Origin of the sequence: Pseudorhodoferax sp. (assembly GCF_047601025.1) — a bacterium.
Taxonomy (GTDB): domain Bacteria; phylum Pseudomonadota; class Gammaproteobacteria; order Burkholderiales; family Burkholderiaceae_C; genus Pseudorhodoferax.
In genome coordinates this window covers 4,463,743-4,487,583 of record NZ_JASGJZ010000001.1, presented here as the reverse complement: position 1 = coordinate 4,487,583, position 23,841 = coordinate 4,463,743, and the positions used below count along the sequence as shown (strand labels likewise).

Below are 23,841 nucleotides of genomic sequence, written 5' to 3'. Positions count from 1 at the left end.
GCCGGGTCGTCAGCGACGGACCGCGCGGGACCGGGCGCCGCCGCGGGTCTTGGGCGCCGGCGCCGCCTCGGCAGCATCGCCCGGCGGCGGCGCATCGTCCGCTGCGGGGCTGCCTGCCGTCCCGCGCCCCCAGGTGCCGGCGCGCTCCAGCGAGGCGATCAGGTTCTCGGCGCCGCTCATGATGTGGCGGAACATCAGCGAGCGCACCGCCTCCGCATCCTTCACCCGCATCGCATCCAGGATGATCGGGTGGTACTGCAGCGTGTCCGACACCTGGCCTTCGATGCTGGCGTAGAACTGCTTCGGCAACTGCCGGGCCAGTGTGCCCAGCAGCAAGGCCAGGCGCGGCGAACCCGCCGCCAGGTTGATGAAGCGGTGGAACTCGTAGCCGAGCTGGACGTGGTTGTCATCGCCGGCCTGGAACGCCTTGTCGTGCTCGCAGTCGAGCTGCTGCAGCTTGGCGAAGTCCTCCTTGGACATCCTGGCGGTCGCCCGCGCGGCCAGCTCGGCGCCGATGACCGCCTGGGCCCAGAAGATGTCGCGCAGGTCGTCCGGGGTGAAGCTGTTGACCACGAAGCCCCGGCGCGGCAACAGGCGCACGAAGGATTCGCTCTGCAGCAGCAGCAGCCCTTCGCGCACGGGCGTCGTGCTGACCCCCATCTCGCTGGCGATGGCATCGATGCGCAGGAAATCCCCCGGCTTGAGCTGGCCGGAAATGATCTTCTCGCGCAGGTGCGACGCAACCGAGCCGGACAATTGCAGGCCCATATCCTTGGGTCGGCGAGAAATGTCGAGATCCAACGCGGGGTGCTCCAGGAAATATGATGGATCATATCGCAGCGATCTTTTCCGGGCCTGGCGGCACTGCCCTGCGCCGCCGGCCGGAGATCAGATCGCGCCGGCGCCTTCCAGTGCGGCGATGTCCTGCAGGCCGAAGCCCCAATCCACCAGCACTTCCCGCGTGTGCTGGCCGACTTCGGGCGGCGGGCCCTGCACGGCCGGCTGGCTGCGGCTGAAACGCGGCGCCGGTGCCGGCTGCACCACCCCCGCGCACTGGACGAAGTTGCCGCGCGCGGCCTGGTGCGGATGCCGGGGCGCCTCCGCCAGCGACAGCACCGGCGAGAAGCAGGTATCGGTCCCGTCGAAGGCCGTGCACCATTCGTCCCGCGTGCGGCTGCGGAACGCGCGCGCGAAGGCCTCGCGCATCGCCGGCCAGCCGGCACGCTCGTGCTGCCCGGCGAAATCCTCCTCGCGCAGGCCCAGCACCTGCAGCGTGTTGCGGTAGAAGCTGGCCTCGGTGCAGCCGAGCGCCACGTGCCGGCCGTCGCTGGTCTCGTACACGTCGTACCAGGGGGCGCCGGAGTCCAGCCGGTTCGCGCCGCGCTCGTCCTGCCAGTAGCCGGCGGCGAACAGGCCGTAGACCATCGCCATCAGCGAACCCGCGCCGTCCACCATGGCGGCGTCGACCACCTGGCCGCGCCCGGAGGACTTCGCCTCGTGCAGCGCGCACAGGATGCCGAACGCCAGGTACATGGCGCCGCCGCCGAAATCGCCCACCAGGTTCAGCGGGATCTGCGGCGGGCCGCCCTCGCGTCCGATCGCGTGCAGCACGCCGCTGAGCGCGATGTAGTTGATGTCGTGGCCGACCTCGCGCGCCAGCGGCCCGCTCTGGCCCCAGCCCGTCATGCGGCCGTAGACCAGCCGGGGATTGAGCCCCAGGCAGACGTCGGGGCCGAGGCCGAGCCGCTCCATCACGCCCGGCCGGAACCCTTCGATCAGCACGTCGGCGCCCTGCAGCAGGCGCTTGACCGCGTCGACCGCCTGCGGCTTCTTCAGGTCCATCGCCAGCGAACGCCGGCCGCGGAACATCACGTCGAAGCGCCGCTCCACCGGCAAGCCGCTCTCCGACGCGTGCTTGCGGTCGATGCGGACCACCTCGGCCCCCATGTCCGACAGCAGCATCCCGCAGAACGGCCCCGGCCCGACGCCGCCGACCTCCACCACCTTCAGGCCGGCCAGCGGCCCCGTGTGCGCTTTCTCATTCGCCATCTTCACCTCCGCCTGCTGGTTGATTCGAGAGCCGTGCTTTCATGGATGGATCTCCTGGAACAGGTGCATCACTGCGGATCGATGCCGGCCTTCTTGAGCACGCCGCGCCACAGCTCGGCCTCGTCGAGCTGGAACTTGCTCATGGCGTCGCCGCAGACGACGTGGACCGACAGCCCGCGCTTTCCGACGTTCGCCGCCGCCACGGGCGTCTGCATGGCCTGGGCCATGATCTCGCGCAGCCGCGCCACCGTCGCCGGCGGTGTCCTGGCAGAGGCATAGACGCCGAACCAGGGCTGGATCTGATAGCCGGGCACGCCGATCTCCGCAGCGGACGGCGTATCCGGCAACGCGCGGATGCGCTCGGAGCCCGACACCACCAGCGGCCGGAGCTTGCCGCTCTGGTAGAACGGCGCCGCCGAGACGTCGTCGATGAAGAACAGGTCCACCTGGCCGCCGGCGGCGTCCGTCAGCCCGGCCGAAGACGCCTTGTACGGAACGCCGGTCAGCTTGATGCCGGCCGCTTGCTGGAACAGCTCGCCGGCGAGCCGCGTCGTCGCGGACGAATAGGCGAAGGTCAGCTTGCCGGGCTGGCTTTTGGCCGCCTCGATCAGTTCGGCGGCGGACTTGATCGGGCTGGAACCCGTGATGTTCACCACGTTGCTGGTACGCCCCACCGTGCAGATCGGCGTGAAGTCCTTGAGCGGATCGAACTGCATGCCCTTCTTCATCAGCGGGTCCAGCACCGGGATGGAGCTGCTGGTGAACATGACGACATGGCCGTCCGCCGGCGCATGGAGCACCGCCATCGCACCGATGACACCCTCCGCGCCGGCCCGGTTGTCGATCACCACGGGCTGGCTCATCACGCTGCCCAGCGCCTGGGCGAAATCGCGGCCATTCACATCGACCGCGGTGCCGGCGCCGAAGGGAACGATGATCGTCACGGGACGGTCGGGGAATGCGTGCGCGACACTGGTCACGGACGAGAGCAGGCAGCCGACGACCAGGCAACAGGCTTTCAGTTTCACGAAGGTCTCCTTGAGAGTCATGGGGACGCCGTCTCTATGCGAGATCGACGTGGGCGGTCTCGCGCAGCGAGGCGGCGGTGAATGCCGACACCAGCGCGGCAGCGATGACGTAGAAGGTCGGGGACAGCGGCGAGCCGGTCGCCGCGATGAGCCATGCCGAAAGAAACGGCGCGAAGCCCCCGAGAACCGCGGTCGCGAGGCCGAAGCTCACCGAAATCCCTGTCGTCCGCAGCGATGTCGGGAACAGTTCGGACATGGTGGCCGGTCCAACGCCGGCGAACACGCCTACCAGCACCCCGGCAGCGACGGCGACCAGATAGACCTGCGCCAGCGACGGTGAATGCACCAGCAGCAGGAACGCCGGATACGGCGCCACGATGCAAAGGATCGACGCGACCAGCATGGGCGGCCGGCGGCCGATCCGGTCGGACAGCCATCCCCACGCCGGGATGCTGAACATCATCGCGGCCAGGCCGGCCGTGCTGGCCCACAGGGCCTGCGCGGAGGACAGCTGCGCATGCTTCGGAAGAAAGCTGGGCAGATAGATGAGAAACACGTAGTACGAGACCACCCATGCGCTGGTCAATCCGATCGTCTGGAGCCCCAGGCGCCAGGGCGATGGCGCACCGCCCGGCGGGCAGCCATCCTGCGGGGCCGCCTTTCCCTGGTACACCGGCGTCTCTTCGACCTTGTGGCGCAGGAACAGGCCCAGCGGCGCGATCACCAGGCCGCCGACCAGAAACGGCACCCGCCAGCCCCAGGACTCCAGATCGGCCGGCGAAAGCACGCTGGAGAGCAAGGCCGCGCTGCCCGAACCCAGCAGCGTGCCGAGGATGACGCTGCCTTGCTGGAGACTGCTGTAAAGCGCCCGCCGCCGGGGCGGCGCCCATTCGAGCAGGAACGCGACCGCGTTGCCGAGCTCCCCTCCCGCGGAGAAACCCTGCAGCACACGCCCCAGCACGAGCAGGATCGGTGCGGCGATGCCGATGGAGGCATAGCCGGGCGTGAGGCCGACGATCAATGTCCCGACGCCCATCAACGGCATCGCGATCAGCAGCGCGAGCTTGCGGCCCGACCGGTCGCCCAGGCGCCCGAACACGATCGCCCCCAGGGGGCGGGCCACGAAGCCGACACCGAACACCGCGAACGAACTCAGCAGCGTGACGGCCTCGTTGCCCGGGGGAAAGAAATGCCGACCGATCAGTGCCGCCAGGAAGGCATAGGCGGCAAAGTCGAACCACTCGAGCGCATTGCCGATCACCGTGGCCACGACCGCCCGCAGCCGCGGGGCGGCCACAGTGCCGGGCGCGACGTCCCGGGCGGCGGCATGCGCAGGTGGAAACCGGGCTGAAGTCATGTGGGCGCTTCCTGCTTCTGTCGTCGAGACGCCGGTGGCATGGCAGCGGGTCCAGCGCCCGTCAGCGCGGGCCCGCCAGCAGCCCGCGGCCGATCACCTGCGCCTGGATCTCGGCGGCGCCCTCGAAGATGTTCAGGATGCGCGCATCGCACAGCACGCGGCTGATCTCGAACTCCAGCGCATAGCCGTTGCCGCCGTGGATCTGCAGGCCGTTGTCGGCGTTGCTCCAGGCCACGCGCGCGGCCAGCAGCTTGGCCATGCCGGCCTCGACGTCGCAGCGCCGGCCACGGTCCTTCTGCTCGGCGGCGAAGTGCGACAGCTCGCGCACCAGCACGGTCTCGGCGATCATCATGGCCAGCTTGTCGGACACCCGCGGGAACTCGACGATCGGCCGGCCGAACTGCCGGCGCTCGTTCGCGTAGCGCCAGGCCAGCTCGAACCCGCGCCAGGCCACGCCCACCGCGCGCGCTGCCGTCTGGATGCGGGCGCTCTCGAAGGTCTGCATCAGCTGGCGGAAGCCCTGTCCCGTGGCGCCGCCCAGCAGCCCCTGCGCGCCGACCTCGAAGCCGTCGAACGCGAGGTCGTATTCCTTCATGCCGCGGTAGCCCAGCACCGGGATCTCGCCGCCGCGCATGCCGCGCGCCGGGAACGGATCGGCCGTGGTGCCGCGGGGCTTGGGCGCGAGGAACATGCTGAGCCCGTTGTGGTCGGCGGAGCCCGGCTCGGTGCGCGCCAGCAGCGTCATCAGGTCGCTGCGGGCGGCATGCGTGATCCAGGTCTTGCTGCCGTCGATGCGCCAGCCGCCGCCGGCCGTCGGCGTCGCGCGCGTGCGCAGCGCGCCGAGGTCGGAGCCGGTGTCGGGCTCGGTGAAGACGGCCGTGGGCAGGACCTCGCCCGACGCGATCCGCGGCAGCCAGTGGCGCTTCTGCGCGTCGGTGCCGCCGCCGTTGATCAGCTCGGCCGCGATCTCCGAGCGCGTGCCCAGCGAGCCGGCCGCGATCCAGGCGCGGCTCAGTTCCTCGGTGACGATGCACATGGCGCGCTTGCCCAGGCCCATGCCGCCATGCGCGGCCGCGATGCTGACGCCGAACACGCCCAGTTCGCCGAGCTGGGCGACCAGCTCGTCCGGGATCAGCGCGTCCGCCAGGTGCCAGGCATGCGCCTTCGGGATGATCTCCCGGTCCGCGAAGCGCCGGAACTGCGCGCGGATCGCGTCGAGGTCGCTGTCGAACGCGGTCTCCGCCACGCCACGGCCGCCGCGGAAATGCTCGACCAGCGCACGCCGCGTGTCCGGCGCCGCCGCCTGGGTCATCAACCAGCGTGCGCCGGCCTGGCCGGCGAGCTCCGCCGCGGCCGACTCCAGCCCCAGCTCGGCCGGGCGGAAGGTCTCGCTTTGCGACATCGGGATGCCGCCGGCGAGCTGGGCCAGGTACTCGCCCACGCCCAGCGTCAGCACCAGCTCCTCGCCCGCGTGCAGCTGGCCGTCCGCGGCCAGCCGCTCGCACCAGGCGGCAGCGCAGGCGATGGCCTCCGTGGTGGTCGCGATCCAGGCCAGGCCGTGCAGCGCGCGCTGGTGCTGCTGCAGCAGCGCCGGCTCGGCGCGGCCGCCGGGCGCGCAGCGCTGCGACACGACGCGCTGCGCCGCGGCGAGGAAGAGGCGCGCGGCGGCGGTGGCGGCCTGCAGATGCCGGGCCAGGTGCGAAGTCTTGCTCATGGATCGTGCTTTCAGGAGGAATCAGGCCGACGCGACGATCTTCGCGTCGTGCAGCTGTCCGATGCGCGCCGGCGACAGCGACAGCACCTCGGCCAGCACCGCGTCGGTGTGCTCGCCCAGGCGCGGGGCCGGCACCGCCGGCTGGCGCGCGCTGGCGTGGAAGCTGGCCGCCGCCCCTGGCGCGGGATAGCGCAGCCCGCTCGGGTGCTGCAGCGTGGAAAACAAGGGCTCGTCCAGCGACAGGCGCGGATCGCCCGCGACGGCCTGGCCCAGCGTCTGGTAGACGCTCCACAGCACCGCATGGGCCTCGAAGCGCTGGCGCAGCGCGGCCAGCGGCAGGGCGCCGATGGCCCGCTCGAACAGCGGGAACAGGGCCTCGCGGTGCACGAAGCGCTGGCCCTCGTCGGCCTCGAACGCGACGCCGAGCGCGGCCTCCAGCGCCGCCACCGCCGGCGCCAGCTCCAGCGCCTGCACCAGGCCGCTCCACTGCCGCCCGGTGATCGCCACCACCATCACCTGCCGGTCGTCGGCGGTGCGGAAGTTGCGGCCGAACGCGCCGAACAGGGCGTTGCCGTAGCGCGGCCGGTCGCCCTGGGACAGCACTTCGGCGATCTGCCCGGTATGGCCGAGCGAGGCCAGCGCCACGTCGGACAGCGGCACCGTCACCTCCTGCCCCTGGCCGGTGCGCTGGCGGTGCCGCTCCGCGGCCAGCGTGGCGAACGCGGCGTAGGCGCCGGTCATCAGGTCCCAGGCCGGCAGCACGTGGTTCACCGGGTCGTCGCCGTTCCCGGCGCCGCCCGTCATGTAGGGCAGGCCCAGCGCGGCGTTCACGGTGTAGTCCACCGCCGGCGCGCCGTCGCGCCAGCCCAGCACGCGCACCGTCACCAGGTCGGGGCGCTGCCGGCTCAGTGCGGCATGGCCGAGGAAGCCCTTCTGCGGATGGTTGGTGACGAACACGCCGGCGTCCGGGCCCGGCGCGGTGATCAGGTCCACCGCCAGCTGCCGCCCCTCGGGCCGCGACAGGTCGATGGCCACGGAGCGCTTGCCCTTGTTGAGCCCCTCCCAGTACAGGCTGTCGCCCTGCGGCGTGACCGGCCAGCGCCCGAAGTCCATGCCGCCGCCGACCGGGTCGATGCGGATCACTTCCGCACCCAGCTGGCGCAAGTGCAGCGCGCAGGAGGGCGCGGCGATGAAGGAGGCGCATTCGACGACGCGCAGGCCGCTCAGGATCGGGAACATCGGTTGCGCTTCCTCGTGCCGGCGGCGTTCACTGCACGCGTTCGAACAGCGCGGCCAGCCCCTGGCCGCCGCCGATGCACATGGTCTCCAGCGCGTAGCGCCCGCCCCGCCGGTCCAGCTCGCGCAGCATGGTGGCCAGGATGCGCACGCCGGTGGCCCCCACCGGATGGCCCAGCGAGATGCCCGAGCCGTTGACGTTCAGGCGCTCGTAGTCCCCCGGCTGGAACTTCAGGCCGTAGGTGCAGGCCAGCACCTGCGCGGCGAAGGCTTCGTTGAGCTCGATCAGGTCCAGGTCCTTCAGCGCCAGGCCGGTGCGCTGCAGCAGCTTCTCGACCGCCGGCACCGGGCCGATGCCCATGCGCTCCGGTTCCACCCCGGCCACCGCCCAGTTCACCAGGCGGCCGTAGGGCTTGAGGCCCAGCGCCGCGGCCTTCTCGGGCGTGGTCACGATGCAGGCCGCGGCGCCGTCGTTCTGGCCGCTGGCGTTGCCTGCGGTCACCGTCGATTCCGGCTCCTGCTTCAGGCGCACCGGCGTCAGCCCGGCCAGCATCTCCAGCGTGGCGTCGGCGCGCGGGTGCTCGTCGACCGTGACGTTCTGCACGCCCTTGCGGCCCTTGACCGGCACCGGCACGATCTCCTCGGCGAAGCGGCCGCCCTGCTGCGCCGCCACGGCGTTGCGCTGCGAGCGCAGCGCCAGCTCGTCCTGGGCCGCGCGCGACACCTTGTAGTCGCGGCGCAGGTTCTCCGCCGTCTCCAGCATGCCGCCCGGCACCGGGTGGTGCCTGCCACCGGAGGTGATGCGCCCGCGCGCGATGCGGTCCCAGAACGGCTGCGAGTCGCCCTTCAGGCCGAAGCGCCCGCCCAGCACGTAGTGCTCGGCCTGGCTCATGCTCTCGGCGCCGCCGGCGATCACCAGGTCGCAGGCGCCGGTCTGCACGCGCATGGCCGCGTCGATCACGGCCTGCAGCCCCGAGCCGCAGCGCCGGTCGATCTGCAACCCCGGCACGCGGATGCCCAGGCCCGCGTCCAGCGCGGCGATGCGGCCGATGGCCGGCGCCTCGCCGTTGGGGTAGCACTGGCCGAAGATCACGTCGTCGACCTGGGCCGGGTCCAGCTGCGTGCGCCGCAGCAGCTCCCGGAGCACCGTCTCGGCCAGCGTGGCCGCAGGGATGTCCTTGAAGATGCCACCGTACTTCCCGACCGGCGTACGGATCGGTTCGCAAATGACTGCGTCCTTCATGATGGTTCTCCTTTGTCCCGCTCGGGGATGCCTTGCAGGGGCGTGACGAAGTCCATCGGCGACAGGCCGCCGCAGGCTTCGCCGAGGTGGCGCGCGCGGATCGCGCACCGCGTGGCCTTGCCGTTCCCGGTGCCGGGCAGCGTGCCCGCCACAGGGAGTCCGCGGGTCTTCATTCCGGCCTCACGCCGGCCGCGCGCAGCAGTTCTCCCCATTTCTGCCGTTCGCTTTCTATGAAAGGGGCGAACTCCGCCGACGGTGCGTAGTTGATGTCGAAACTCAGCGACTGCGCCTGCGATTTCAGCTCCGGCGTCGCCAGCGCCGTCTGGCAGGCCTGGGACAGGCGGGTCACGATGGGCGCCGGCGTTCCTGCACGCACCATCAGACCGACCCAGCCTTCCAGCCGCGCGTCCTTGTAGCCCAGCTCCTCGAGGGTCGGGACATCCGGCAGGGAATCCACCCTGCGGCCACTGGTGACGACCAGGGGAATGAGCTTCCCGCTGCGGATGTGGGGCAGCAGGGGCGCAGGCGCTTCGAACAGCGCCTGCGAATGGCCGGCCAGCGTATCGTTGATGGCGGGGGCCGTGCCCTTGTACGGCACGTGCAGGAAGGAGGCGCCCACGCGCACCTTGAGCATTTCCTGGGCCATGTGCGTGGAGGAGCCCTGGCCCGCGGAGGCGATGCTCAGTCTCTCGGACTTCGCACGGGCGAGCAGTTCCGGGAGAGTCTTGACGCCGAGCGAAGGATTGACGACCAGGACATAGGCGCTGCCGCCGATGCGGCAGACCGGGGTGAAATCCTTGGCCGGGTCGTAGGGAAGCTCCTTGTGCATGTGCGGGTTGGCGGCGAGAGCGGCGGACGATGCGACGCCCACCGTATAGCCGTCCGCCGCCGACTTCGCGATCGCGGCGGTGCCGACGATCGAACCGGCGCCCGGCTGGTTCTCCACCACCAAGGCCTCCTGGAGCGTCGCACTCAGGCTGGGCACCATGGCGCGGACGATCATGTCCGTGGCGCCCCCGGGCGACATGGGCATGATCAGGTGAATCGGCCGGCTGGGGTAGTCCTGCGCCATCACCGCCGGCGGTGCGACCAGCAGCGCCAGAACGGCGACGGCCCGGGTAGGGAATTTCATGGTGCTTCTCCTCCATCAACCCGCGAGACCGCGGTCCTTCACCGCACGGTCCTCGTCCACGCGCGGCGCCCGGAACAACGGGATGCAGCGGTCATGGGAACGCTTCGGGATCTCTCCGGGAACAGCGATGGCGCCGATGGACTCGACGACCGTCTGCACGACGTCGCCACGGCGGGCGAAGTAGGTACTGGCGGCGAGGGTCGCGGCGTCGTGGACCTGCGCGGCCGCGATGCCCAGGCCCTGGAGCCTGTCCAGCGCATCCTGCACGGCCATGGCCGCCACCCAAGCCGCGACCCCCTCCTCCGTCTCGCCCGCCGGCACGCTGCGCACGTCCACCATCACCCAGTGCCGGTCCGCGCAGCGCATCGCGCGCAGGGTCGCCTTCCGGCCCGACGCGCCCCAGCCGTAGGGATCGTTGGTTCCCTCCCGGCACGGCGGGCGCCCGATGCGCTCGTGCAGCGCCAGCTGGCATTCGCACATCCTGAACAGCGACTCGAACAGCGCCAGATCGATGCGCGCACCGCCACCGCCGAAGACGTCGCGCTGCAGCAGCGCGAGGGCCACGCCGAAGGCGCCCATCAGGCCGGTGGTGGTGTCCGCCACGCTGAGTCCCATGTTCATGGCCTCCCCGTCGGGCGTCCCGCACAGTTGCACGATGCCGCTGAAGGCTTCGGCAATCCTTCCGAAGCCCGGCCGGCCGGCGTACGGGCCGGTGCTGCCGTAACCCGAGACGCTCAGCATCACCAGCCGGGGGTTGATGTCCTTCAGGATGTCCCAGCCGAGGCCCAGGCGATCCAGCACGCCGGGGCGGTAGTTCTCCAGCAGTACGTCGGACTCCCGGGCCAGCGACAGGAAGACCTGCCGGTCCGCGTCCGACTTCAAGTCCAGCGCGATGCATCGCTTCGCCCGCGCCGAGATGCCCCACCACAGCGGAATGTCGGCGGCACGCACGCCCATCTGGCGCGCGGGGTCGCCCGCACCCGGTTGCTCGACCTTGATCACCTCGGCGCCCAGTTCCGCCAGCAGGCTTCCCGCGAAGGGCCCGGCGATCACGATTCCGGCCTCGAGAACACGCAGGCCCTCCAGCGGGCGACGGGCAGGCCGTGGCCCCGCGGAATCCGGCGACGGGGCACCCACGGACGCACCAGAAGCAGCGTTCTTTCGTGACGGCGGTGTGGAGGCATGCGCCGGCTGGCCCTCCAGCGCCCACAGCGCGCCCTCCTCCCGCAGGGCCTGCACCTGCTGCGCGCCCATGCCCAAGCGTGCCAGCAGCGCGGTCGCCCCGTCGCCCGGGCGTGGGCCCGGATGGCGCACGGCGCCGGGCAGCGCATCGATCCTGGGCAACGGCGCGGGCATGGCGATCCGCCGTCCCGTGGCGTCGGCGATGCGCACGATGTCGCCGCGCGCCAGGACCTGCTCGTTGCGCAGCAGGTCCGCCGTGTCCAGGATGAGGCCGGCAACGACATCGACCTCCTGCGCCAGCCGCAGGACCTCCTCGGCATCATGCGCATGCATCCATTGCGCAATGACCGCGTCCAGGGCATCCATGTTCGCCCGCCGCCCCTGCGGCGTGGCGAAACGGGGATCGCTGCACAGGGCCTCCCCGCCGACGAGGCGCATCAGCCGCTCCGCGACCGAGGCAGTGGCCGCCGAGATCGTGACGAAGCGCCCGTCGCGCGTGGGGTACAGGTTGGCGATGCTCCAGTTCATCGGAAAGCGGTTGCCGCAGCGTGGCTCCGCATGTCCCTGCACCGAGGCGACCGGCAACTGCCACTCGTTCATGCGCAGCAGGGTTTCGTGCAGGCCCAGGTCCACGCGCTGCGGCCGTTGGTCGGCCAGCCGGCCGTGCCGCAGTTCCACCAGCGCCAGCAGCGCCGCCATCGTGCCGCTGGTCGCGTCGGCCAGCGGGAACTCGGGCTGCAGCGGCGGCCCGTCCTGCGCGCCGGTCAGGGCGACCAGGCCCGTGGCACAGGCCGCGAACTCCGGCCGCGTGCTGCCACGCCACGACGCCGGCAGGTCGGCTCCCGGCGCGAACACGCGCGTGAGCTGGCCGCCCAGCTGCGCGGCTGCGGCGATCTCCTGCACGGCCCGCCCCTGCTCGGAATCGTCGACCAGGAGGATGTCGGCCTCGCGAACGGCGGCCGCCAGCACCGCCTGCGCCGACGGCCGCTGCACATCCAGCGCGAGCGAGCGCTTGTTGCGCCCGATGATGGGCCACCAGACTTCCTGCACCGCGGCGCTCCCGAGCCGGCGGATCGCCGAGCCGCCGGGCGGTTCCACGACGGTGACCTCCGCGCCGAAGTCCCCCAGGAGCGCGGCCCCGAAGGCGGCGGCCGGTGTGTCCGTCGCCTCCAGCACCTTCAATGCCAATGCCATCGCGGATCAGCCCGGGTTCGACAGGAGGCTCGTTCGCTCGCAAGCCACGGCGTCGCGCATGGAAGTCCTCTTTCGGCTCAGTAGGACTTGGGCAGGCCGAGGACCTTGTCGGAGATGAAGTTGAGCACCATCTGCTGGCTGATCGGCGCGATCTTCAGGTGCCGCGCTTCCATCCAGAAGCGCGAGACGTGGTATTCGGTCGACATGCTGAACCCGCCGTGGAACTGCATCGCCCGGTCCGCGGCCTCGAAGCCCGCCTCCGAGCCGAGGAACTTCGCGGCGTTCGCCTGCGGCCCGCAGGGCTGGCCTTCGTCGAACAGCCGGGCCGCCTTCTGCGTCATCAGCTCGGCCGCTTCGAGCCGGATCCAGCTGTCGGCGAGCGGGTGCGCGACCGCCTGGTTCTTGCCGATCGGGCGATCGAAGACGATCCGGTCCTTGGCGTACTGCACGGTCAGGTTCAGCGCCCCGCGGCCCAGGCCGATGGCGGTGTAGGCCACGGCGATCCGCTCGGGGTTGAGGCCGTCGAGCAGGCAGCGGAAGCCCTTGCCCTCCTCGCCGACGATCTCGTTTTCGAACACTTCGAAGTCCTCGAAGACCATTTCGTTGCTGTCGACCGCATTGCGCATGATCTTGTCGATGCGGTTGATCTCGACGCCTTTCTTGCCCTTGAGCCGGGTCAGGAACAGCGTCATGCCGTCGAAGGGGCGCTCCGGGTTGCGCGGGCTGGTGCGGGTCAGCAGCAGGATGCGGTCCGCGTTCTTGGCATTGGAGATCCAGACCTTGCGGCCGTTCACCAGGTAGCGCTTGCCGTCCTTCTTCGCGAAGGTCTTCAGGCGCGAGGTGTCGACGCCGTTGTCCGGCTCGCTCACCCCGAAGCACATCATCTCCTCGCCGCTCGCCAGCCGCGGCAGGAACTCCTTCTTGATCTCCTGCGACGCGTGGTGGATGACCGGCCCTGGAGGGAACACGTAGTACTGGAAGACCGAGTTGCCGTTGAAGCCGCAGCGCTGGCCGAGCTCATCCAGGACGACGCCGACCTCGCTGAGGCCCAGGCCCATGCCGCCGTACTGCTCGGGCATGAAGATGCCCAGCCAGCCGCCCTTGGCGAGCGCATCCTTGAAGTCCCACGGGTACTCCTTGTCGCTGTCCATGCGGCGCCAGTAGTCGAGGCCGAACTCGTCGGCGATCTTGCGGATCGAGTCGCGGATCATCTGCAGGTCGTTGCTGTCGGCGGTGGTCATCGTTCGGTTCCAGTCAGGGTTGGCGGGGCGTGGAGGGTTCAGGCCCGCGGGGGAATCAGTTCGAGCGGCGTCAGCGCGTCCTGGGCCGACAGGTCGCCGAGCTTCTCGCCCAGGTAGCGGCCGCGGATCGCGCGGCGCATGATCTTTCCGTTCTTGGTCTTGGGCAGGCCCTCGACCACGACCACCCGGGCCGGCGCCATGGCCTTGCCCAGCAGCCTGGCGACGGCCGCGATCAGCGTGTCGGCATCGGGCTTGCCGGCACCCGGCCGCGCCACCACGAAGGCCACCACGCTCTGGCCCTTCATCTCGTCGGGCACGCCGATCACGGCCGCCTCGGCGATCCCGGGCTGGGCCACCAGGGCGGACTCGATCTCGGACGGGCCGACGCGCCGGCCGCCGATCTTCAGCGTGTCGTCGGAGCGGCCGTGGATGTGCCAGTAGCCGTCGGCGTCGATGCTGGCCAGGTCGCCATGGACCCAGGTGTCGGGCCAGCGGCTCCAGTAGGTGTCCAGGTAGCGCGCGTCGTCGCGCCAGAAGCTGTGGGTCATGCCCACCCAGGTGTTGTGCACCGCCAGCTCGCCGATCTCGTCCGTCGGCCGGCCGTCGCCGTCGAGCACGTCGACGTTCATGCCCGGCAGCGGGCCGCAAAAGGAGGCCGGCGCCTGCGGCAGGATCGTGTAGCACGACAGGATGCCGCCGCCGGTCTCAGTGCCGCCCGAGTAGTTGAGGATCGGCAGGCGGCGCTCGCCGACGGCCTCGAACAGCCAGTGCCAGGTCGGGTCGTCCCAGGCCTCGCCGGTGGAGGCGAAGGCGCGCAGCGAGGACAGGTCCGCCCGCGGCCGGGCGCCGTCGCTGCGGGCGCGCAGCCCGCGCGCCGCGCTCGGCGCGATGCCCTGCACGGTCACGCCGTTGCGCTCGACGATCTGCCACAGGCGGTCGACCGAAGGGTGGTCGGGCAGGCCTTCGACCATCACCATGCCCGACCCGCACTGCAGGCATCCCAGGATCATCAGCGGGCCCAGCATCCAGCCCATGTCGGCGATCCAGCCCAGCATGTCGCCGGGCTGCAGGTCGAAGGCATAGCCGAAGTCGATCGCCGCCTTCAGGGCGAAGCCGACGTGCGAGTGGACGATCCCCTTGGGCAGCCCGGTGGTGCCCGAGGTGTAGATGATCATCAGCGGATGGTTCGGGTCCAGCGCCAGCGGCGGTGGCGGCGCCGTGCCGTCGGCCAGCGGCGCGGCCACGTCCTGCCACCAGTGGTCGCGCCCCGGTGCCATGGCGACGGGCTCGCCGCTGGCGCAGATCACCACCAGGTGCCGGACGGAGGGCGACGCGGCCACGGCGCCGTCGGCGATCTCCTTCATCGGCACCGGCTTGCCGCGGCGCGTGGTGCCGTCCACGGTGACCAGCACCTTGGCCTCGGCGGCCTGCAGCCGCGTCGCCAGCGATTCGCTGCCGTAGCCGGAGAACGCCGGCACGCTGACCGCACCGATCTTCGCGCAGGCCATGACGGCCACCGTGGCCTCCGGCACCACCGGCAGGAACAGGCCGACGCGGTCGCCCTTGCCCACGCCCAGGCGCTCGAGGCCGGCGGCGAAGCGGTCCACCTCCACCTTAAGTTCCGCGAAGCTGAGGCTGCGGCGCTGGCCGCCGTCGCCCTCGTAGACCACGGCCGTGCGCTGCGCCTGCGCGGGATCGGCGGCGTGGCGGTCCACGCAGCTTTCGACGACGTTCAGCGTGGCGCCCTGGAACCACTGCGGGAAGGCGTGGCCGCGCGCGGCGTCGCGCACCTTGGCGACCGTGCCATGCAGGGGGATGCCCAGGTCTTCGGCCGCGGCCGGCCAGAACCATTCCGGGCGGTCGACCGATGCCCGGTGCAGGGCCGCCACGGAATCGAAGCCCCAGCGCCGCATCGCCTTCGCGAGGCGGCTGCGGGCGACATGCTGCGGGCCGGGCCGCCAGATGGCGGTGCCGGAGCCGCCGAAGCGTGCTCGACCCTGCATGGGCTCAGGCCTGCTGGGCGGCGGCCTGGCGGGCCGCGGCCGATTCCGCCTTGATCTTGGCCTGCAAGGCTTCGTAGTCCGCGCGCTTGAGCATCAGGCCCGCGCGCTTGCACTCGCAGACGATCTCCTCGCGCTGGTTGTAGCCGGTGTGGCGGAACCAGACGATGCCCGAGTCGGTGCGCTTCTTCGACTCGCGGCGCTCCAGCACTTCGGTCTGCACGTGGATGGTGTCGCCGTGGAACACCGGCTTGGGGAACTTGATCTCCTCGTAGCCCAGGTTGCCCAGCGTCGTGCCGATGGTGGTGTCGATCACGATCACGCCGTTGACCAGGGCCAGCAGGAACATGCTGTTGACCAGGCGCTGCCCGAAGATGGAGTTCTTCGAGTATTCGGCATCGATGTGCAGCGGCGCGCAGTTGTAGGTCAGCGCCGAGAACAGGGTGTTGTCCATCTCGGTGACGGTGCGGCGGATCGGGTGATCGATCAGCAGTCCGGGGGTGAGGTCTTCGTAGCAAAGTCCGGCCATGGCGTGGCTCCTCGTGTGGTGGTTGGCGGGGGGAATCAGGACGCGTTCTGGGCCAGCGCGCGGTGCAGTTCGATCACCTGGCGCGCCGTCTTGACGTGGGCGTAGTCGATGTGCTGGCCTTCGTACAGCACGGCGGCGTTGCCCTGCGCCTCGGCCTGCTCGAAGGCCTCGATCATTCCGCTGTAGAAGATCACGTCCTGCTCGGAGGGCGAGAAGACCTCGTTGGCCACGGCGATGTGCGACGGATGGATCATGACCATGGTGGTGAAGCCCAGCTGCCGGTTCTGGACCGCGAAGGCGCGCGCGCCGTCCGGATCCTTCAGGTCCTGCCACAGGCCGACCCAGGAGAACTGGCGGCCCGCCGCACGGGTGGCCAGCAGGGCGCGGCTGCGCAGGTACAGCGTCTCGGTGCCGTGCGCCGTGAACTGAAAGCCGATGGAGCGCGAGACGTCCGCGTCCTTGGCGGTGCCGGCGAACAGCGTGGCCACGCGCGGCGTGGCCGCCAGGATGTCCTCGCAGTGGGCGTAGGCCTGGGCCGTCTCCAGCGAGGCGACGATCTCGATGCTGCCCGGCGCGACGCCGTTGCGGCGCTCGAAATGCGTGATCAGCGCGTCGAGCCCGATGAAGTCGCGCGGGCCGTAGTTCTTGGGCAGCAGCACGCCGCTGAGTCCGGGCACGACGACCTTCTCCAGGTCGTCGCCGGTCATGCCGGTCTCCAGCGCGTTCAGGCGCACGTAGACCCCGACCTTGCGGCTGCCCGCCGCCAGCGCGCCGATGGAGCGGGCCACCGTCTCGCGCGCCTCGGCCTTCATCGCCAGCGGTACGGCGTCCTCCAGGTCCAGGATCACCCCGTCCGCACCAGCCGCCACGGCCTTGCCGGGCCAGCCTTCCTTGTGGCCAGGTACGAAAAGAACGGATCGCATGGGACGCATCGGGATCTCCTTTACAGTTTGTGCATCATACACAATGCATTATTTATCGGCAAGCACGGCAACCCACTTCGTCGAACGTGCGGGCATGAAATCTCGGGAAGGGAATGCAGCGGCGCCCGGAGGGGCGGCGGGCCTCACGACGGGAACGCGCCCGCCTCGGGCAGCCGGCCGGGAACGGTCAGCGCCGCGCGAGCCGGGGCGCCTGTCCCGCGCTCTTCAGGGCGGCGCCCGATCGCAGACCGAAACGGTCGCCCTTCCCCACAGGAATGGGCTGCGAAACCGCGAGAAGCCTGTCGGCCGCGGCCTCTCGCGCACGATCACAGCGTCGTGGCCAGGCCTCCATCGACAGGCACCATGGCGGCCGTCAAGTACGCGCCGGCGCGCGACGCGAGGTAGATCGCCGCGCCCGCCATGTCGGACGGTGCCGTCAGGCGCTTGAGCGGGATCGGTTCGAGCAGCGTGTCCAGGCCCTTCTTCTCCAGCGTGCCGGCCAGCATCTTGCTGGGGAACTGCCCCGGCGCGATGATGTTCGCCGTGATGTGGCGCGGCGCCAGCAGCCGCGCGAGGTGCCGGGTGAGGTGGTGCAGCGCCGCCTTGGAGGCCGGGTAGGCGTAGGTCTCGTGGCTGGGCGTGTGGAAGGCGTCGATGGAGCCGATGTTGATGATGCGCGCCGGGTCCTCGTGGGTGCCGGCCGCCTCCAGCAGCGGCACCAGTTCCTTCGTGATGAAGAAGCAGCCCTTGACGTTGAGGTCGAACACCTTGTCCCAGCCCGACTCGGGATATTCGGCCAGCGGCGCCGCCCACAGCGCGCCGGCGTTGTTGACCAGCACGTCCAGCGCCGACTCGTGCTCGCGCAGCCGCGCCACCATCTGCCGGCGCTGCTCGGCCGAGGCGATGTCGCAGGGCAGCGCCGTGCAGTGCCCGAAGCGCCGCAGTTCCTCGGCCGTGGCCTCGCACTTGGCCGCGTCGCGCGAACAGATGTAGACGCGTGCGCCGGCCTTGACGAAGCCTTCGGCGATGGCCTGGCCGATGCCGCGGCTGGCGCCCGTCACCAGCACGCGCTTGCCGGCGACGCCGAACAGTTCCTGGATGATGTTCCCGGAGGAGGCTTGCGATTCCATGTCTGTGTTTCCTTTCTGCTCAATCTGCCGCGAAGGCCTTGCCGCCGGCCAGCAGCGCGTCGATCTCCTGCTCGGAGCGGATCTCGCGCAGCACCTGCCGCGTGTGCTGCCCGACCTGCGCCGTGGGCTCGGCGCGCGACGGCCGGTGGCCGTCGAAGCGCCAGGGCGGGCGCACCAGGGTCTGCCCGCGCGGGTCGCGGTCCAATAGCTCCAGCCACTGGACTTGCGGATGGGCGGCGAGCTCCAGCATGCCCAGCACCGGGGCGAAGGGCACGTCGGCGGCGGTCAGCCGCTCCTCCCAGACCGCGCGCGGATGCTTGAGGAACTCCTGCTCCAGGATGGCCGCCAGCGCGTGGTAGTGGGCCGGCACCATGCGGTCCGCATAGCGGCGAAAGCGCGGATCCTCCAGCAGGTCCTCGCGCCGCACGGCGCGCGCGAGCGCGGCCCAGAACTTCTCCGAGCTCGACAGGTGCATCGTGATGGCACCGCCCGACGCCGTGTTGAAGCAGAAGTTCTGCGCCTGCGGATGGCGCGACTCGCGCGTCGGGCTCTCGCCGGTCTCGAAGGCCTGCGTCATGGCGTCGACGGTCAGCAGCGAGATGGCCTCCATCAGCGAGGTCTCCACCAGCGCGCCGCGGTGCTGCGGCGCGCCCCCGCGGCCCACCAGCGCCGCCAGGATGCCCATGGCCATGCTGACGCCGGTGGCCAGGTCCGCGATGCAGGTGCCGGTCAGGCGCGGCCGGTCGGGGTCGTTCATGACCGAGTAGATGCCGCCGTAGCTCTGGCCGATGCTGTCGTAGGCGGGGCGGTCGCGCAGCGGGCCGCCGCTGCCGAAGCCCGAGACGGAGGCATAGACCAGCCCCGGATGCAGCGCGCGGCAGGCCGCCGCGCCCAGGCCGAGCGCGTCCATCTTGCCGGGCCGCATGTTCTCGATCAGCACGTCGAAGCGCGGCAGCAGCGCGCGGACCGTCTCCAGCCCCTCGGGGGACTTCAGGTCCACGGCGATGCTCTTCTTGCCGGCGTTGTACTGGACGTAGTAGTGGCTGTCGATGCCCACGTTGCGGCGGAAGGCGTCGCCCTCGGGCGGCTCCACCTTGACCACGTCCGCCCCCAGGGCGGCCAGCAGCGACCCTGCGTACGGCGCGGAGATGTAGGCCCCGACCTCCAGCACACGGATTCCGTGCAGCGGCTTACCCTTCATGTTCTTGCGTCCCCTCTCGAGTTGCGCCGGACCTGCCGGGCTCCAGGCGTGACGCCTGGCAGGTCAATGGCCTCGGTTATTATGCATTATGTATTCTGTTGGAGACAAGCCGCTGCCAGTGCAATGGTGCGGAAGCATCAGCATCGTCGACCGTCACGCTGAAGTCCATCGGCCGAGCCATGATCCCGCCGCATCCGGCACGGCCGACCCGCCGGTTGCAGCGCCGTCGCGCCCCTTTTCCGGAAACGACCGGTGCGTCATGCAGCCAGCTCTCCCGATGTTTGCTTGGAAATCGATAATGCATTATGCTTTTCCAAGCAGCGCGTGACGGCAGCCCTTCGCCGCCGCAGCGCATCCACAACGAGGTGACAACCATGCTCAAGCCCCTGCTGGCCCTGGCCAGTGCCACCCTGCTCGCCGTCGGCCTGCCCGCGGCCGCGCAGCAGCCGCCCCTGCCTGCGCTGATCCGCATCGTCGTGCCCGCGGCCCCGGGCTCCAGCACGGACGCCTTCGCACGCGCCATCGCCAACGATCTGGGCACGCGCACCGGCCGCAGCATCATCGTCGAGAACAAGCCCGGCGCCGGGACGATGCTGGGCTCCGCGGCAGTGGCCAAGGGGCCGAAGGACGGCTCGCAGCTGCTGATCAACTCGACGTCCCTGGTGTCCACCGCCGCCACCATGAAGAGCCCGCCGCTGGACGTGGTCAACGATCTGGTCCCGGTCGCGCTGCTGGAGCAGAATCCCCTGGTGATGGCGGCATCGGTCAGCAGCAACATCAAGACGCCTGCGGAACTGGTGGCTGCCGCGCGCGCCGGCTCCGTGACGCACGGCACCACCGGCGTGGGCTCCATCGCCCACATCGGGCAGGAACTGTTCGCCGACGCGGCCAAGGTGCCGATCCGGCACGTGCCCTACAAGGGAACGGCGCTGGCCGTGATGGACATGGCGAGCGGCGTCATCGACACCGTGATGGCGACCTGGACCACCGTGGCCCCTGGCGTGAAGAGCGGCCGCGCGCGGCTGATCGGCGTCTCCTCGCTCGAGCCCAGCGCCGCGTTCCCGAACGTGCCGACGCTGGCCTCCGTGGCGCCCGGCTTCTCCCTGGACCTCTGGCTCGGCATCTTCGCGCCCGCGGGCACGCCGCCGGCGGTGGTGCAGTATCTCAACCACGAGATCAACGAGATCTCCCGCAGCGAGAAGCTGCGCGAGATGTACGCGGCCGACGGCGGCGTGCCGCTGCAGCTCACGCCCGAGGAGATCCACGCGCGCATGCGCAGCGACTTCGCGACCTTCAAGAAGCTCGCGGTCGACAAGAACATCACCGTCGAATAACCCGCCTCCACCTGAACACGGAAGGACAGACATGCGCTTCGGCATCGCCACCTACGGTTTCCGCCCCGACCACATCGTGCCGCTGGCACGGCACGCGGAATCGCTCGGCTTCCACGGCATCTGGCTCGGCGAACACATCCTCGAGCCCAAGGAATTCGAATCGGAGCACCCCCACGACGAGGGCAAGGCGGTGGTGCCGGTGCACACGCGCGCACGCACCATGTACGACATGTGGACCATGGTGGGCGGCATCCTGGGCGCCACCAGCCGGCTCACCGTCACCACCGGCATCTACCTGCTGCCGCTGCGCCATCCAGTGGCCACGGCCCGCGCCGCGATCACCGCGCAGCAGATCGGCGGCGGCCGCTTCAACCTGGGCATGGGCGCGGGCTGGTGGAAGGAAGAGTCCGAGAACCTGGGCATGCCGTTCGAAGGCCGCATGAAGCGCTACAACGAATCGCTGCGCGTGCTGCCCAGGCTGTTCGCCGGCGAATGGGTCGCCAACGAGGGCCCGGCCTTTCCGTTCCAGACGCTGCGCGTGACCGAGGAGCCGGTGCACATCCCCATGATCTTCGGCGGCACCGCGCCCAAGGCGCTGGACCGCGCCGCACGCGCGGGCGCCGGCTGGTACGGCCCGATGGTCAAGCCCGAGGAGTCCATCGCGCTGATGAACCAGATCCGCGAGCGCCGCGAGGCGATGGGGCTGACCACGCCCTACTCCTACCAGGCGCGCGTCTGGGGCGAGCCCACGCCGGAGCTGATGCAGCCTTACCTGGACGCGGGCTTCGACACGCTGGTGCTGCCCTGCGAGACCTTCCAGGGCAGGCTCGCCTTCGACATGACGCTGGACCAGAAGTACCGCCGCCTCGAACAGATCGCGCGCGACATGAAGCTGCAGGCATGACCACCCCGCCCGCGACCGGCATGGACGAAGCCGCGCAGCTGGCGCAGCAGTTCGAGGCGCAGCCCCTGCCCGCGCTGCTGGCGCAGGCCCGCGCGCTGGCGCGCTCGGCGCACGGCGCGCTGGTGAGCTACTCGCGCAAGGTGTTCATCCCGCTCACGCGGCTGTGCCGCGACAGCTGCGCCTACTGCACCTTCGCCACCGTGCCCTCGCGGCTGCCGCGCGCCTTCCTCACGCCCGAGCAGGTGCTGGAGATCGCGCGCGCCGGCCAGGCCGCGGGCTGCCGCGAGGCGCTGTTCACGCTGGGCGACAAGCCGGAGCTGCGCTACGACAGCGCGCGCGAGGAGCTCGCGCAGCTGGGCTACGCCAGCACCGTCGACTACCTGGCCGCGATGTGCGCGCTGGTGCTGCGCGAGACCGCGCTGCTGCCGCACGTCAACGCCGGCGTGATGCCGCGCGAGGACATCGCGCGGCTGCGCGAGGTCTCGATCTCGCAGGGCCTGATGCTGGAGTCGGTCTCCGAGCGGCTGTGCGCGCGCGGCGGCCCGCACTTCGGCTCGCCCGACAAGCAGCCGGCCGCGCGGCTGGCGATGCTGGAGGCCGCCGGCGAGCTGGCCGTGCCGTTCACCACCGGCATCCTGATCGGCATCGGCGAGACGCGTGCCGAGCGCATCGCCGCGCTGCTGGCCATCCGCGACCTGCACCGCCGCCACGGCCACGTGCAGGAGGTGATCGTGCAGAACTTCCGCGCCAAGCCCGGCACGCGCATGGCCGGCTGCGAGGAGCCCGGGCTCGACGACCTGCTGTGGACCGCCGCCGCGGCGCGCCTCGTGCTGGGCGCCGCGGCCAACATCCAGGTGCCGCCGAACCTCTCGGACCGCCACTACCCGCGGCTGCTGGAGGCCGGCATCAACGACTGGGGCGGCATCTCGCCCGTCACGCCCGACCACGTCAACCCCGAAGCCGCCTGGCCCGCCATCGCGGCGCTGGCGCGCAGCACGCGCGACGCGGGCCTGACGCTGGTGGAGCGGCTGGCCGTGTACCCGGCCTACTGCGGCGACGCCGACCGCTGGCTGGCGCCGCCGCTGGCCGCGCGCGTGCGCCGCGAGGTCGATGCCGAAGGCCTGCCGCGCAGCGATGCGTGGGTGGCGGGCGATGCCGCGGCGCCGCCCGCCCGGCCGCGCGCCGCCGCGCGCGGAACGGCCGATGCCTGGTCGCCGCTGCGCAGCGCGATCGCCCGCGCGCAGGACGGCCAGCGGCTGGACGAAGCGCAGATCGCCCGGCTCTTCTCCGCGCGCGACGACGCCTTCGACGCCGTCTGCGAGGCCGCGGACGCGCTGCGCCGCGCCACCGTCAGCGACACCGTGGGCTACGTCGTCAACCGCAACATCAACTACACCAACATCTGCCAGCACGCCTGCCGCTTCTGCGCCTTCGCCAAGGGCCGCGGCGCCGAGGACCTGCGCGGCCAGCCCTACGACCTCGACGCCGCGGAGATCGCGCGCCGCGTCGCGGAGGCCTGGCAGCGCGGCGCCACCGAGGTCTGCATGCAGGGCGGCATCCACCCCGCCTACACCGGCGACACCTACGTGGAGCTGTGCCGCATCGTCAAGGGCGCGCAGCCGTCCATGCACGTGCATGCCTTCTCGCCGCTGGAGATCCTGCACGGCGCACGCACCACCGGCATGGGCCTGGCGCCCTACCTGCGCCGCCTGCGCGAGGCCGGCCTGGGCACGCTGCCCGGCACCGCGGCCGAGATCCTGGACGACGAAGTGCGCGCGGTCATCTGCCCCGACAAGCTGAACACCGCCGAATGGCTGGAGGTCATGGAGACCGCCCACGGCGTGGGCCTGCGCAGCACCGCGACGATGATGTTCGGCCACGTGGAGCGCCCGCTGCACTGGGCGCGCCACCTGCTGCGCATCCGCGACCTGCAGCAGCGCACCGGCGGCTTCACGGAGTTCGTGCCGCTGCCCTTCGTGCACCGCGAGGCGCCGATGCACCGCAAGGGCCTGTCGCGCCGCGGGCCGACCTGGCGCGAGGCCGTGCTGGTGCATGCGGTGGCGCGGCTGGTGCTCCACCCGCTGGTGCCGCACGTGCAGGCCTCGTGGGTCAAGATGGGCCGCGACGGCGTGCGCGCCTGCCTGCAGGCCGGCGCCAGCGACCTGGGCGGCACGCTGATGAACGAAAGCATCTCGCGCGCGGCCGGCACCGTGCACGGCCAGGAGCTGCCGCCCGCGGACATGGAGGCGCTGATCCGCGCCGCCGGCCGGCAGCCGCGCCAGCGCACCACGCTGTACGCCGACGCCCCCGCCGGCCAGCGCGAGACGTCCTACGCCGCGGCGCCGCTGGCGGCCGTGGTGCTCACCCCGCCGCGCCGCCGGTCCAGCGCCGCGCCGGCCACCGACCGCACAGGAGTTCCCGCATGAGACACCGCACCACGGCCC

The 23,841-nt window shown here is 71.1% G+C and carries 19 protein-coding genes; 3 read left to right on the top strand and 16 right to left on the bottom strand.

The window, feature by feature from the left end:
- Positions 1-9 precede the first annotated feature (9 nt).
- From QM782_RS20820 to QM782_RS20745, 16 genes are all read right to left on the bottom strand, one after another.
- Positions 10-756 (bottom strand): GntR family transcriptional regulator, encoded by a 747-nt coding sequence (locus QM782_RS20820; RefSeq protein WP_415204785.1) that lies wholly within the window; start codon positions 754-756, stop codon positions 10-12.
- A 132-nt stretch (positions 757-888) separates the two neighbouring features.
- Positions 889-2,049 (bottom strand): CaiB/BaiF CoA transferase family protein, encoded by a 1,161-nt coding sequence (locus tag QM782_RS20815; RefSeq protein ID WP_415204784.1) that lies wholly within the window; start codon positions 2,047-2,049, stop codon positions 889-891.
- Positions 2,050-2,117: 68 nt separating this feature from the next.
- Positions 2,118-3,077 carry a Bug family tripartite tricarboxylate transporter substrate binding protein gene (locus tag QM782_RS20810; protein ID WP_415204783.1) on the bottom strand — a complete coding sequence of 320 codons (960 nt, stop codon included), beginning with the start codon at positions 3,075-3,077 and terminating at the stop codon, positions 2,118-2,120.
- A gap of 34 nt (positions 3,078-3,111) precedes the next feature.
- Complete coding sequence (locus QM782_RS20805) at positions 3,112-4,434, bottom strand: MFS transporter (RefSeq protein ID WP_415204782.1); 1,323 nt, start codon at positions 4,432-4,434, stop codon at positions 3,112-3,114.
- Between the two features lie 61 nt (positions 4,435-4,495).
- On the bottom strand, positions 4,496-6,148 hold the full coding sequence (locus tag QM782_RS20800) for an acyl-CoA dehydrogenase family protein (protein WP_415204781.1): 1,653 nt from the start codon (positions 6,146-6,148) through the stop codon (positions 4,496-4,498).
- Between the two features lie 21 nt (positions 6,149-6,169).
- Positions 6,170-7,387: a CoA transferase gene (locus tag QM782_RS20795; RefSeq protein WP_415204780.1), complete on the bottom strand. Its 1,218-nt coding sequence runs from the start codon at positions 7,385-7,387 to the stop codon at positions 6,170-6,172.
- A 28-nt stretch (positions 7,388-7,415) separates the two neighbouring features.
- A complete protein-coding gene (locus QM782_RS20790; RefSeq protein ID WP_415204779.1) occupies positions 7,416-8,627 on the bottom strand; it encodes an acetyl-CoA C-acetyltransferase in 1,212 nt (403 codons plus the stop codon).
- Positions 8,624-8,800, bottom strand: a complete 177-nt coding sequence (locus tag QM782_RS20785) for a hypothetical protein (RefSeq protein WP_415204778.1) — start codon at positions 8,798-8,800, stop codon at positions 8,624-8,626. Before QM782_RS20785 ends, QM782_RS20790 begins: the two co-directional genes overlap by 4 nt.
- On the bottom strand, positions 8,797-9,759 hold the full coding sequence (locus QM782_RS20780) for a Bug family tripartite tricarboxylate transporter substrate binding protein (RefSeq protein WP_415204777.1): 963 nt from the start codon (positions 9,757-9,759) through the stop codon (positions 8,797-8,799). Before QM782_RS20780 ends, QM782_RS20785 begins: the two co-directional genes overlap by 4 nt.
- Before the next feature lie 15 nt (positions 9,760-9,774).
- Positions 9,775-12,135 carry a CoA transferase gene (locus QM782_RS20775; RefSeq protein WP_415204776.1) on the bottom strand — a complete coding sequence of 787 codons (2,361 nt, stop codon included), beginning with the start codon at positions 12,133-12,135 and terminating at the stop codon, positions 9,775-9,777.
- A 77-nt stretch (positions 12,136-12,212) separates the two neighbouring features.
- The gene (locus QM782_RS20770) at positions 12,213-13,376 is read right to left on the bottom strand and encodes an acyl-CoA dehydrogenase family protein (RefSeq protein WP_415204775.1); all 1,164 of its coding nucleotides are present in this window, start codon (positions 13,374-13,376) and stop codon (positions 12,213-12,215) included.
- A 38-nt stretch (positions 13,377-13,414) separates the two neighbouring features.
- Positions 13,415-15,379: an AMP-binding protein gene (locus QM782_RS20765; RefSeq protein ID WP_415204774.1), complete on the bottom strand. Its 1,965-nt coding sequence runs from the start codon at positions 15,377-15,379 to the stop codon at positions 13,415-13,417.
- Positions 15,380-15,383: 4 nt separating this feature from the next.
- Entirely contained in the window at positions 15,384-15,905 is a 522-nt protein-coding gene (locus tag QM782_RS20760; RefSeq protein ID WP_415204773.1) for a MaoC family dehydratase, read from the bottom strand.
- A 35-nt stretch (positions 15,906-15,940) separates the two neighbouring features.
- Positions 15,941-16,828: an HpcH/HpaI aldolase/citrate lyase family protein gene (locus QM782_RS20755; protein ID WP_415204772.1), complete on the bottom strand. Its 888-nt coding sequence runs from the start codon at positions 16,826-16,828 to the stop codon at positions 15,941-15,943.
- Between the two features lie 326 nt (positions 16,829-17,154).
- Positions 17,155-17,958: an SDR family oxidoreductase gene (locus QM782_RS20750; RefSeq protein ID WP_415204771.1), complete on the bottom strand. Its 804-nt coding sequence runs from the start codon at positions 17,956-17,958 to the stop codon at positions 17,155-17,157.
- A 19-nt stretch (positions 17,959-17,977) separates the two neighbouring features.
- Positions 17,978-19,159: a CaiB/BaiF CoA transferase family protein gene (locus QM782_RS20745; protein ID WP_415204770.1), complete on the bottom strand. Its 1,182-nt coding sequence runs from the start codon at positions 19,157-19,159 to the stop codon at positions 17,978-17,980.
- Positions 19,160-19,533: 374 nt separating this feature from the next.
- On the opposite strand from QM782_RS20745, the gene QM782_RS20740 reads away from it, so the two are divergent.
- From QM782_RS20740 to cofH, 3 genes are read left to right on the top strand one after another with little or no spacing between them, the layout of a single operon-like run.
- Positions 19,534-20,493: a tripartite tricarboxylate transporter substrate binding protein gene (locus QM782_RS20740; protein WP_415204769.1), complete on the top strand. Its 960-nt coding sequence runs from the start codon at positions 19,534-19,536 to the stop codon at positions 20,491-20,493.
- Positions 20,494-20,524: 31 nt separating this feature from the next.
- Positions 20,525-21,397: an LLM class flavin-dependent oxidoreductase gene (locus QM782_RS20735; RefSeq protein WP_415204768.1), complete on the top strand. Its 873-nt coding sequence runs from the start codon at positions 20,525-20,527 to the stop codon at positions 21,395-21,397.
- Positions 21,394-23,823, top strand: coding sequence for a 5-amino-6-(D-ribitylamino)uracil--L-tyrosine 4-hydroxyphenyl transferase CofH (gene cofH, locus QM782_RS20730; RefSeq protein ID WP_415204767.1), 2,430 nt, complete (start codon positions 21,394-21,396; stop codon positions 23,821-23,823). Before QM782_RS20735 ends, cofH begins: the two co-directional genes overlap by 4 nt.
- Positions 23,824-23,841: the final 18 nt, after the last annotated feature.

Bases quoted from the DNA above. Each gene is read 5' to 3' on its own strand.
- cofH (WP_415204767.1), top strand. From the start codon at position 21,394: ATGACCACCCCGCCCGCGACCGGCATGGACGAAGCCGCGCAGCTGGCG.
- QM782_RS20790 (WP_415204779.1), bottom strand. From the start codon at position 8,627: ATGAAGGACGCAGTCATTTGCGAACCGATCCGTACGCCGGTCGGGAAG.
- QM782_RS20800 (WP_415204781.1), bottom strand. From the start codon at position 6,148: ATGAGCAAGACTTCGCACCTGGCCCGGCATCTGCAGGCCGCCACCGCC.
- QM782_RS20745 (WP_415204770.1), bottom strand. From the start codon at position 19,159: ATGAAGGGTAAGCCGCTGCACGGAATCCGTGTGCTGGAGGTCGGGGCC.
- QM782_RS20805 (WP_415204782.1), bottom strand. From the start codon at position 4,434: ATGACTTCAGCCCGGTTTCCACCTGCGCATGCCGCCGCCCGGGACGTC.
- QM782_RS20795 (WP_415204780.1), bottom strand. From the start codon at position 7,387: ATGTTCCCGATCCTGAGCGGCCTGCGCGTCGTCGAATGCGCCTCCTTC.
- QM782_RS20765 (WP_415204774.1), bottom strand. From the start codon at position 15,379: ATGCAGGGTCGAGCACGCTTCGGCGGCTCCGGCACCGCCATCTGGCGG.
- QM782_RS20815 (WP_415204784.1), bottom strand. From the start codon at position 2,049: ATGGCGAATGAGAAAGCGCACACGGGGCCGCTGGCCGGCCTGAAGGTG.
- QM782_RS20760 (WP_415204773.1), bottom strand. From the start codon at position 15,905: ATGGCCGGACTTTGCTACGAAGACCTCACCCCCGGACTGCTGATCGAT.
- QM782_RS20735 (WP_415204768.1), top strand. From the start codon at position 20,525: ATGCGCTTCGGCATCGCCACCTACGGTTTCCGCCCCGACCACATCGTG.
- QM782_RS20780 (WP_415204777.1), bottom strand. From the start codon at position 9,759: ATGAAATTCCCTACCCGGGCCGTCGCCGTTCTGGCGCTGCTGGTCGCA.
- QM782_RS20785 (WP_415204778.1), bottom strand. From the start codon at position 8,800: ATGAAGACCCGCGGACTCCCTGTGGCGGGCACGCTGCCCGGCACCGGG.
- QM782_RS20775 (WP_415204776.1), bottom strand. From the start codon at position 12,135: ATGGCATTGGCATTGAAGGTGCTGGAGGCGACGGACACACCGGCCGCC.
- QM782_RS20750 (WP_415204771.1), bottom strand. From the start codon at position 17,958: ATGGAATCGCAAGCCTCCTCCGGGAACATCATCCAGGAACTGTTCGGC.
- QM782_RS20755 (WP_415204772.1), bottom strand. From the start codon at position 16,828: ATGCGATCCGTTCTTTTCGTACCTGGCCACAAGGAAGGCTGGCCCGGC.
- QM782_RS20770 (WP_415204775.1), bottom strand. From the start codon at position 13,376: ATGACCACCGCCGACAGCAACGACCTGCAGATGATCCGCGACTCGATC.
- QM782_RS20740 (WP_415204769.1), top strand. From the start codon at position 19,534: ATGCTCAAGCCCCTGCTGGCCCTGGCCAGTGCCACCCTGCTCGCCGTC.